The 1,334-nt window shown below is 72.3% G+C and carries 1 protein-coding gene and 1 pseudogene; both read left to right on the forward strand.

The features are described from left to right. Window positions 1-714: pseudogene (locus I59_RS00255) on the forward strand (biotin/lipoyl-containing protein); the annotation flags it as partial. A 1-nt stretch (window position 715) separates the two neighbouring features. Then, window positions 716-1,219, forward strand: coding sequence for a peptide deformylase (locus tag I59_RS00260; RefSeq protein WP_022902150.1), 504 nt, complete (start codon window positions 716-718; stop codon window positions 1,217-1,219). Window positions 1,220-1,334: the final 115 nt, after the last annotated feature.

The raw sequence follows: 1,334 nt of genomic DNA on the forward strand, positions 1-1,334 counted from the left end.
AGGAGCACCCGGAGCGGTACGACGTGCCGGACTCCGTGATCGGCTTCATGGCGGGCGAGCTCGGCGACCTGCCCGGCGGCTGGCCCCGAGCCCTTCCGGTCGAAGGTCCTCGCCGGCCGCGACGTCCGCACCGAGGTGACACCGGTGCCCGAGGCCGAGCGCGAGCACCTCGCGACGCCGGGGCGCGACCGGCAGCAGGCGCTGAACCGGCTGCTCTTCCCGCAGCCCACCCGCCAGTTCGAGGAGGTCCGCCAGCGCTTCGGCGACCTCTCGGTCGTCCCGACCGTCGACTACCTCTACGGACTCCGGCCGGGTCAGGAGCACGTCGTGCGCCTCGGCAAGGGCGTCGACCTGTTCGTCGGCCTCGAGGCGATCGGCGAGGCGGACGCGCGGGGCATCCGGACGGTCATGGCGACCCTCAACGGGCAGCTGCGCCCGGTGGCGGTCCGCGACCGGTCGATCGAGGTCGAGACGAAGGCCGCCGAGAAGGCCGACCCGTCCGACCAGAAGCACGTGGCGGCGCCGTTCTCCGGCGTCGTGACGCTCAAGGTCGCCGTCGGTGACGTCGTCGTGGCCGGCCAGGCCGTGGCGAGCATCGAGGCGATGAAGATGGAAGCGGCCATCACGGCGCCCGTGGCGGGCACCGTCGGCCGTCTCGCGATCCCGGCGACCCAGCAGGTGGACGCCGGCGACCTCCTGGTGGTGCTGCAGTAACGTGACCGTCCGTCCCATCCGCCTCTTCGGCGATCCCGTCCTCCGTTCCCCGTCCGACCCGATCCGCCCCGAGGCGCTCGGCTCCCAGGGCGTCCGGGACCTCGTGCAGGACCTCATCGACACCGTCAAGGAGCCGGGTCGCGCCGGCGTCGCGGCCCCGCAGATCGGCGTCGGCCTCCGCGCGTTCTCGTACAACGTCGACGGCGAGGTCGGCTACGTCCTCAACCCCGAGGTCGTCGAGGTCTCCGGCGAGCCCGAGCTCATGGAGGAGGGCTGCCTCTCCGTGCCCGGTCTCGGCTACCCGACGAGGCGGTGGCCGCACGCGAAGGTCCGCGGTGTGGACGTCGACGGGAACGAGGTCGTCCTCGAGGGCGACGGCCTCATGGCGGAGGCGCTGCAGCACGAGGTGGACCACCTCGACGGCACCGTCTACGTGATGACGCTCGACCCCGAGGTCCGCCGTCAGGCACTCCGCGACATCCGGGCGCAGGACTGGTTCCACTGACGTCCGCGCGTTGCTCGGAGTGACACCCCCACGGGGGATTGTCGTCTCGTCCTGACGAGGAGGTACCGTACCGTCGTCGGCTCCCCACCGACGTCGACCCCCACACCCCCAGACA

Origin of the sequence: Curtobacterium sp. B8 (assembly GCF_000333315.1) — a bacterium.
Lineage (GTDB): Bacteria > Actinomycetota > Actinomycetes > Actinomycetales > Microbacteriaceae > Curtobacterium > Curtobacterium luteum.